Below are 8,320 nucleotides of genomic sequence, written 5' to 3' on the forward strand. Positions count from 1 at the left end.
CCACCCCCCGGCCCAGCGCCCTTGCAATCCGGGGAGCCAGTGCCTATACTGGCGGGCTCCACCAAGAACCACGACCCTGGATTGCCATCATGCCCTACAAAGGCCCGCACATATCCATTTCCCCCGATCCCCTGGTCCAGCGCGTCCTGGGCCTGTCGCCCGGGGAGTTCAAGGCCTGGCCCGAACACGTCCGCGAGGCGGCCCTGGAGCTGACCGCCGAGCTGTTCCTGATCCGCTACAACCCCTTCATCGACCCCGAGCTGGTCTGGAAAAACGTCCAGACCTCCTTCGCCCAGACCAAGCTGGCCATGGCCGAGGAGTATTCCGGCGCCCTGGTGACGGGCATGTTCCGCTTCTGGAACCGCTTCCGCGAGGACCAGAAGTTCCGCGAGGAGCTGGTGCGCCGCCTGGGGCAGATCCTGCCCCGCGAATGCGTGGACGCCCGGCCCAACTCGCGCGTGGAGTGCGCCACCGACGCCACCGACCTGCGCATGGAGCTGCCGTTGCTCGTGCTCAAGCCGCGCACCACCCGCCACATCCAGGACATCGTGCGCCTGGCGGGCGAGATGGGCTTTTCCATCGTGCCGCGCGGCGGCGGCTCGGGGCTCACGGGCGGGGCCATCCCCGCCGACGCGCGCACCGTGGTCCTCTCCCTGGCGGGGCTCGACGCCGTGCTGGACGTGGACCCCGGGCAGGGCACCCTGTGCGTGCAAAGCGGCGCCATCACCATGGACGCCATCGCCGCAGCCGCGGCCAAGGGCCTGCTCTTCACCGTGGACCCGGCCTCCAAGACCGCGTCGAGCATCGGCGGCAACATCTCCGAGAACTCCGGCGGGCCCTTCGCCTTCGAATACGGCACGACCATCGACAACATCCTGTCCTACCGCATGGTCACCCCCGACGGCGCCCTGATCGAGGTCCGCCGCAAGGACCACCCGCGCCACAAGATCCTGGAAACCGACGTGGCCGTCTTCGAGATTCTCGACGAGGCCGGGGCCCTCACGGACACCGTGACCCTGCGCGGCGACCAGCTGCGCGGCAAGGGCCTGGGCAAGGACGTGACCAACAAGTTCCTGGGCGGGCTGCCCGGCGTGCAGAAGGAGGGCGTGGACGGCATCATCACCGAGGGCTGCTTCACCTGCTACCCGCAGCTCGCCCACGCGCGCGTCCTGTGCCTGGAGTTCTTCGGGCGGACCATGCACCCGGCCATGCTCGTCATCCGCGACGTGGTGGCCCTGCGCGACACCATCCGCCGCCAGGGCGACCTGGTGAAGATCTCCGCGCTGGAGGAGTTCGGCCCCAAGTACGTCCGGGCCATCGACTACCAGAAGAAGTCCACCCGCTATGAGGGCGAGCCCATCTCCGTGCTCATCATGCAGCTGGACGCCGACGACGAGGAGGCCCTGGAGCAGGCCGTGCAGGCCGTGGTGGACATCGTCGAGCCCTACGACACCGTGGACGCCTTCGTCGCCCGCGACCCCGCCGAGGCCGAGGTTTTCTGGGAGGACCGCCACAAGCTCTCGGCCATCTCCAAGCGGACCTCGGGCTTCAAGATCAACGAGGACATCGTCATCCCCCTGGAGGTCATCCCCCAGTTCTCGGACTTCCTGGAGCACCTGAACCTGCTGTTCATGGCCAGGGCGTACCGCGCGGCCCTGCAGGACGCGGGGCGCCTGCCGGGCTTTGGCGTGTCCGACAAGTTCGTGAACATGGAGTTCACCTACGCCTCGCGCATCATCAACGGCGAGATCGGCGCCGACGAGATCAGCGAGACGGAGCTGGAAATCCAGACCCACTACTTCTTCCGCGACCTCAAAAGCCGCTACCCGGACCTGGAAGCCGAGCTGGACGCCATCTACACCCGGATGCAGGCCACGCGCATCGTCATCGCCAACCACATGCACGCCGGCGACGGCAACTGCCACGTCAACATCCCGGTCAACTCCAACGACCCGCAGATGATGCACCTGGCCGAGGAGGCCGTGGAGCGCGTGGTGGAGAAGGTCCACGCCCTGGGCGGGGCCGTGTCGGGCGAGCACGGCATCGGCATCACCAAGATCGGCTTCCTGCACGAGGAGAAGATCCGCGCCCTGGCCGAATACAAGCGCAAGGTGGACCCCAAGAACCTGCTCAACCCCGGCAAGCTCGTGCGCCGCGAGCTGCCCGTGACCCCCTACACCTTCTCCTTCAACAAGCTCATCCAGGACCTGGGGCGCACCGGACTGCCCGACAGGCAGCGGCTCATGAGCCTGCTGACCAACGTGCAGACCTGCACCCGCTGCGGCAAGTGCAAGTCCGTCTGCCCCATGTACTCGCCAACGCGCGGGCTCATCCACCACCCGCGCAACAAGAACATCAGCCTGGGCGCCCTGGTGGAGGCCATCTACTACACCCAGGTGACCAAGGGCGAGCCCGACCAGGCCCTGCTGCGCCAGCTGCGCGACCTGGTGGACCACTGCACCGCCTGCGGCAAATGCATGAGCGTGTGCCCGGTGAAGATCAACACGCCCGAGGTGACGCTGCACATGCGCACCTTCCTGGAGGAAAAAGGCGCGGGCGGGCATCCGCTGAAATCGCGCATCCTGCACTTCCTGGCTGCGGACCCGGCCCGGCGCGTGCCCACGGCGGCCAAGGCCGCGGCCCTGGGCCAGGCCGTGGGCAACCGCGCCGTGGGCCTGCTCCCCGCGCCCTGGCGCAAGCGCGCCCAGAGCCCGCTGTTCCAGGGCAAGGGCCCGCACCTGGGCTTCCAGCACCTGGCCGAGGCCCTGCACCTCGGCCGGGCCTCGTTCTTCGCGCCCCAGGGCGCCGGGGACGACGCACCCACCGTGCTCTACTTCCCCGGCTGCGGCGCCGGGCTGTTCACCCGCGCCATCGGCCTGGCCGGGCTGTACCTGCTGCTGCGCTCCGGGGTGCGCGTGGTGCTGCCGCCCGAGCACATGTGCTGCGGCTATCCGCTGCTGGCGGCGGGCTGCGAGCAGGCCTTCAACGCCAACCGCTCGCGGACCCTGGACCGCCTGGCCGACCTGGTGCGCCGCGCCGCCGGGGCGGGCCTGACCCCGACCCATGTGCTGACCTCGTGCGGCACCTGTCGCGAGGGGCTCAAGGAATACCACCTCGACGCCTTCACCAGCCCGATGGCCCACCTCGACGTGGTCCAGTACGTCATGCAGGCGGCGCCCCCCGCCGGGCTCCAGGCCCAGGGCGGCCCCCTGCTCTACCACGCCGCCTGCCACCCCGAGTGGTCGGGGGTCAAGGCCGCCCAGGCCGGCAGGAAATATGCCGCCGCCCTGGCCGAGATGACCGGGGCCAGGGTCACCCTCTCCCCGGGCTGCTGCGGCGAATCGGGCATGGGCGCCATGACCACCCCGGCCATCTACAACCGCCTGCGGGCCCAGAAGCAGAAGGTGCTGGAGGCCGGGCTGGCCGACTATCCGGCCGACGCGCCCATCCTGGTGGGCTGCCCGTCGTGCCGCATCGGCGTGGCCCGCTGCCTGATCAACATGGGCCAGCAGCGCCCCGTGCTGCACACCCTGGAGCACCTGGCGGCCCTGGCGGGCGGCCCGCGCTGGCGCAAGGAGCTGCTGGCGGCCCTGGGCGCGCCGGGGGCCGAGCGGCCCGGCGTGCGCGTCGCCCGGCTGGGGCCCAAGGGCTAGGCGGGCCATGCGCACCCTGGGCATCGACTTCGGCCTGAAGCGCGTGGGCCTGGCGCTGTCGGACCCGCGCGGGGCCCTGGCCTTTCCCTACCGGACCGTGGCGCGCACCACGCGCGACGCGCTGTTCGCCGAGCTGCTGGAGGTCATCGCGGCCGAGGGCGTCCAGGCCGTGGTGGTCGGCCTGCCCCTGACCCTGGACGGCCAGGACTCCATGACCACCCGCCAGGCGCGCAACTTCGCCGCCAGCCTGGCCCGGCGCACGCCCCTGCCCGTGGCCCTGGCCGACGAGCGCCTGTCGAGCGCGGCGGCCGACGACGACCTCGACGCGGCGGGCCTGCGCGGGCGCGACCGGCGCAAGGCCGCGCGCGACCAGCAGGCCGCCGTGCGCATCCTGCAAACCTACCTGGACAACCGCGACCCCGCCGCGCCCGCAGGGAGCGGGGCGTGAACGCCGCGGCGCGACTGCGCGAGGCCCTGGCGGCCCGCAAAGCCCTGCGCCTGACGCTCTACGCCCTGGCCCTGGGGCTGGCCCTGGCCCTGGCCGCCGGCTCCTGGGCCCTGTGGCGCTTCCAGGCATTCCTGGACGCAGCGCCCCAGACCCCGGGCCGCGAGGTGGTGGTGGACATCCTTCCGGGCAGCACCCTGGCCCGCGTGGCCGCGCAGCTCGAAACAGCGGGAGTGGTCACCGACGCGACCCTCTTCCGCCTGCTGGGTCGCCTGGATGGCCAGGGCGCCCGGGTGCGCGCCGGGGAGTTCGCCCTGCACACGGGCTGGCCCCCGCGCCGGGTTTTGCGGGCGCTGACCGAGGGCCGCCCGGTGCTGCACCGGCTGGTGCTGCCCGAGGGCCTGACCTGGTGGCAGGCCGGGCGCGTGGTGGAGCAGTCCGGGCTGGCCAGCTTCGAGAGCTTCGCCCGCGCGGTGCACGATCCCGCGCTGCTGGCCGCGCACGGCATCCCCGGCGACAGCGCCGAGGGCTTCCTCTTTCCCGAAACCTACCTCGTGCCCCGGCCCCGGGACGGCGACGCCGCGCCCATCGTGGCCGCCATGCTCGCCGCCTTCTGGAGCCAGGCCGGGAAACGGCTGTGGCCGGACGGCCCCCCGCCCCCCGAAGAGACGGCCCGGCTGGTGACCCTGGCGGCCATGGTCGAGAAGGAAACCGCCCTGCCCGGGGAACGCGCCCGGGTGGCCGGGGTCTACGCCAACCGCCTGCGCCTGGGCATGCTCATGCAGTGCGACCCCACGGTGATCTACGGCCTGGGCCCGGGCTTTGGCGGCAACCTGACCCGGGCCCACCTCCAGGACGCGGCCAACCCCTATAACACCTACCGCCGCCGCGGGCTGCCCCCGGGGCCCATCTGCTCCCCGGGCCTGGAGGCCCTGCTGGCGGCCCAGAACCCCGAGCGGCACGCCCTGCTCTACTTCGTGGCCCGGCGCGACGGCAGCCACGTCTTCAGCCGCACCCTGGACGAACACAACCGCGCCGTGCGCGAACACCAGCTCCGGCGCCGCTAGGCCGTCAGCGGCGCGGGCCCCAGCGCGTTGTTGTTTTTGGACGGCGACAGTGATAGGCAGGGCGGGATGCGGGCTGGACCCGCACCGCCGACGGGCCGCCCGGAGGCGACCCCACACAGACAAGGAGCCGACCATGGAATGCATCACCGAAACGAAGGGCGACTTCCTCGTCGTCCAGGTCAAGGGCCGCATGGACGCCGTCACCGCGCCCGACTTCGAGAAGCGCTGCGCCGAGGCCATCGACGCGGGCAAGACCTCCCTGGTGATCGACCTGGGCGGCCTGGAGTACATCTCCTCCGCCGGGCTGCGGGGCATCCTGGCCACGGCCAAGAAGCTCAAGGCCTGCCAGGGGCGCATCGCCTTCGCCAACCTCTCCGGCATGGTCCAGGAGGTCTTCGCCATCTCCGGGTTCACGGCCATGTTCTCGGTGTACAAGAGCGTCGAGGAAGCCACGGGAGCCTAAGGGGAACGCCGTGGCCAGCACCCTGCGCCTGCCCGCCGCCCTGGACCGGCTCGACCAGTGCCGCGAGTTCGTCGTCGGCTGCGCCCGCGAAGCCGGGCTGCCCGACGCCGACACCGGCAAGCTCGAGCTGGTGCTCGAGGAACTGCTGGTCAACGTGATCAGCCACGCCTACCCGGACGGCCCGGGCGAGGTGGAACTGCACTGCCGCACCGGCGAGGGCGGCTTCCTGCTGGACATCCGCGACCAGGGCGCGCCCTTCGACCCCCTGGCCGCCAGCGGGCCGGACCTGGACGCCGGGGTGGACGAACGGCCCATCGGCGGGCTGGGCATCTTTTTCGTCCGCCAGATGGCCGACGGCCTGGCCTATCGCCGCGAGGGCGACGCCAACGTCCTGACCGTGCGCTTCGCCCTGCCCGCCTGAGGCCGCGCACAGAACCACAAGGCCCCGGGAGCTTGCTTCCGGGGCCTTGTCGCGTCCGGCGGCGCCTTAGGGGCGGCGCGCGGGTGAAACTGGCCGGGCTCTGCGCGCGCGCCGGGCACACCATCTGCGGACGGCCGCGGGTTTCGGGCGCCCGGGCTCTCCCCGCGCGCGGCGCGCGCACAAGGCCCGGGAACGTATTCACCCCGGCGTCCCGGCTCTGCGCGCGCGGGCTGAATTTCGGCGAAGGGTTAAAGTCAAACCCAGCAATCCCCGGCTCTGCGCGCGCGCGGGCTGGATCTATGGGCTATTGCGCAGCATGCGCCCTGGTGGCCCGGCTCTACGCGCGCGGGCTGGATCTCCCCCACCCTGGTCCTGCGCGTCCGCAACGTCCCGGCTCTGCACGCGCGCGGGCTGGATGGTCGATGCATGGCCGCCCGGGACTCCCCGCGCGGCCCGTCCGGAGCCGCGCGAACCCGGCAGCCCGGCCCGGCTCCACGGGGTTCCTCGCCCCGCGGCCCGTCCGGGAGCCCGAAGCCCGGCCTGCTTCCGCCCTGCGCGCCCGCCGGGGCGCGCGCTCACCGGCCGCAACGCCGTCGCAGGCGCCGGCCGCGAGCACCGCCGCGCCCCGGGACGCACCGAAACGCCTGGTCCGGCAGCGCCCGTCGCGCGGCCCGCAGCCTACGCCCGCAGCCTACGCCCGATGCCCGCACCCGCACCCGCCGGGGCCCTTGGCATCCTCCGGGGCATCTCCCCGCCCCCGGCGCGCCGCCCCGGCGGAGCGGTCAGGCGGCCACCAGCTCGCGGGCTGTCTGGCACTCGATGCAGAAGCGGGCCTGGGGCCGGGCCTTGAGCCGGGCCAGGCCGATGGGCTCGCCGCAGTCCTCGCACAGGCCGAAGCCCGGGGCCTTGAGCTTCTCCAGGGCGCGCAGGATGTCGCGCAGTTCGCGGGCCTCGCGCTCGCGCAGGATCACGTTGCAATGCACTTCGGCCAGCATGGTGGCGCAGTCGCTTTCGTCGGGGCAGCTGCGCACGGCGATGGGCAGCTCGCGCCCGCCCAGAAACGCCACCTTCTCCTCCAGGTAGGCCCGGATTTCCAGCTTGTCGTCGGCAGTCATGGCAATCCTCCCGTGGTTGATTGCCGCAGGAGTAGCCGCCCCGGGTTACAGGAAGATGATGACACGCCGACTTCCCCGAGACGCCAAAACGAAGGGGGCGGCCCGCCGGACCGCCCCCACCGCCCGTGCCCTTGCGGGCGGGCCCTAGAGGAAGTGGATTTCCGCCCGGGCGGTGTCCGCGCCCTTGGGCGCCATCACGATGCGCACCTTGCGCCCGAAGAGTCTGGCCGCGCCGTTCAGGATACCCTCGAAGTAGGTGAACAGCGCCCGCTTGGAGTGGTAGTTCATGATCAGCACGTCGCCCTTGTCCTCGTAGGAGAAACGCGGCGGGGTGATGCCGGGCTCCTCGCGGGTCAGCTCGGCGTGGGTGCGGTTCATGTTCAGGTAGAATTCCTTGAGGTCCGCCGTCTTGAAGTAGCGGCGGTAGAGCTTCTTGAACTCCCCGGGAGTATAGAAGCCGAACTCGTAGAGCACCTTGCCCTGGTCCAGGCCCTTGCGTTCGGCCACGATGCCGGCCATCTGCTCCAGGACCTTGTCGGGGTAGCTGCGGTTGGCCAGGAAGGTCGGGTCGCCCATCTCGCGGACCATGTGCTCGTACACCGCCTGCCCGTACTGCCCGCGCACGAAATCCTGCATCATCTTGGGCAGGATGCCGCGCATCTCGGTGCTCGAGGCGGCCAGCCGCGAGCGGTCCTTGCCCAGCAGTTCCTCGAACAGCTCCTGCAACTCCGCCGCCAGCCCGGCCAGCTCCTTCACGGCCGAGGACGCGGCGCCCATGCCCTCGGCGGTGTCGCCAGCCACGGCGTTGACCTCCTCGATGGCGCGGTTGATCTCCTCGGAGGCCGCGGACTGCTCCTCGGAGGCGGCGGCGATGCTCTGGGCCTGCCCGGCGTTGTCGTCCACCAGCTGCACGATCTCCCGCAGGGCCCGGCCCGACTCCCCGGCCAGGGACGTGGCGTCCCCCACCGCGCCCGCGGCGCTCTCCATGCTGCGCTGGTTGTCGCGCACTGCCTGCTGGATGGCCTTGATGACGTCGCCGACCTCCTTGGTGGCGGTCATGGTCTTCTCGGCCAGCTTGCGCACCTCGTCGGCCACCACGGCGAAGCCGCGCCCGGCGTCGCCCGCCCGCGCCGCCTCGATGGCCGCGTTCAGCGCC

7 protein-coding genes are annotated in these 8,320 nt (G+C 71.7%); 5 read left to right on the plus strand and 2 right to left on the minus strand.

The window, feature by feature from the left end; all coding sequences use genetic code 11:
* Positions 1-89: 89 nt before the first annotated feature.
* The 5 genes from M0P34_RS11290 to M0P34_RS11310 all read left to right on the plus strand — a co-directional run bounded on the left by M0P34_RS11290 (position 90) and on the right by M0P34_RS11310 (position 6,049).
* Entirely contained in the window at positions 90-3,653 is a 3,564-nt protein-coding gene (locus tag M0P34_RS11290; RefSeq protein ID WP_291499121.1) for an FAD-binding and (Fe-S)-binding domain-containing protein, read from the plus strand.
* A 7-nt stretch (positions 3,654-3,660) separates the two neighbouring features.
* Positions 3,661-4,101 carry a Holliday junction resolvase RuvX gene (gene ruvX, locus M0P34_RS11295; protein ID WP_291499123.1) on the plus strand — a complete coding sequence of 147 codons (441 nt, stop codon included), beginning with the start codon at positions 3,661-3,663 and terminating at the stop codon, positions 4,099-4,101.
* Positions 4,098-5,165 carry an endolytic transglycosylase MltG gene (gene mltG / locus M0P34_RS11300; RefSeq protein ID WP_291499125.1) on the plus strand — a complete coding sequence of 356 codons (1,068 nt, stop codon included), beginning with the start codon at positions 4,098-4,100 and terminating at the stop codon, positions 5,163-5,165. The genes ruvX and mltG overlap by 4 nt, the downstream gene beginning before the upstream one ends.
* Before the next feature lie 133 nt (positions 5,166-5,298).
* Positions 5,299-5,628: an STAS domain-containing protein gene (locus M0P34_RS11305; protein ID WP_291499127.1), complete on the plus strand. Its 330-nt coding sequence runs from the start codon at positions 5,299-5,301 to the stop codon at positions 5,626-5,628.
* A gap of 10 nt (positions 5,629-5,638) precedes the next feature.
* Entirely contained in the window at positions 5,639-6,049 is a 411-nt protein-coding gene (locus tag M0P34_RS11310; protein ID WP_291499129.1) for an ATP-binding protein, read from the plus strand.
* A 782-nt stretch (positions 6,050-6,831) separates the two neighbouring features.
* Here M0P34_RS11310 and M0P34_RS11315 read toward each other — a convergent pair.
* Together M0P34_RS11315 and M0P34_RS11320 are read right to left on the minus strand one after the other, a co-directional pair.
* Positions 6,832-7,164, minus strand: a complete 333-nt coding sequence (locus M0P34_RS11315; protein ID WP_291499131.1) for a TraR/DksA family transcriptional regulator — start codon at positions 7,162-7,164, stop codon at positions 6,832-6,834.
* 144 nt (positions 7,165-7,308) lie between these two features.
* The coding region (locus M0P34_RS11320; protein WP_291499133.1) for a heme NO-binding domain-containing protein at positions 7,309-8,320 on the minus strand (1,012 nt) is incomplete at its 5' end.

The organism is Desulfocurvus sp. (assembly GCF_023230885.1).
Classification (GTDB): Bacteria; Desulfobacterota; Desulfovibrionia; order Desulfovibrionales; family Desulfovibrionaceae; genus Desulfocurvus.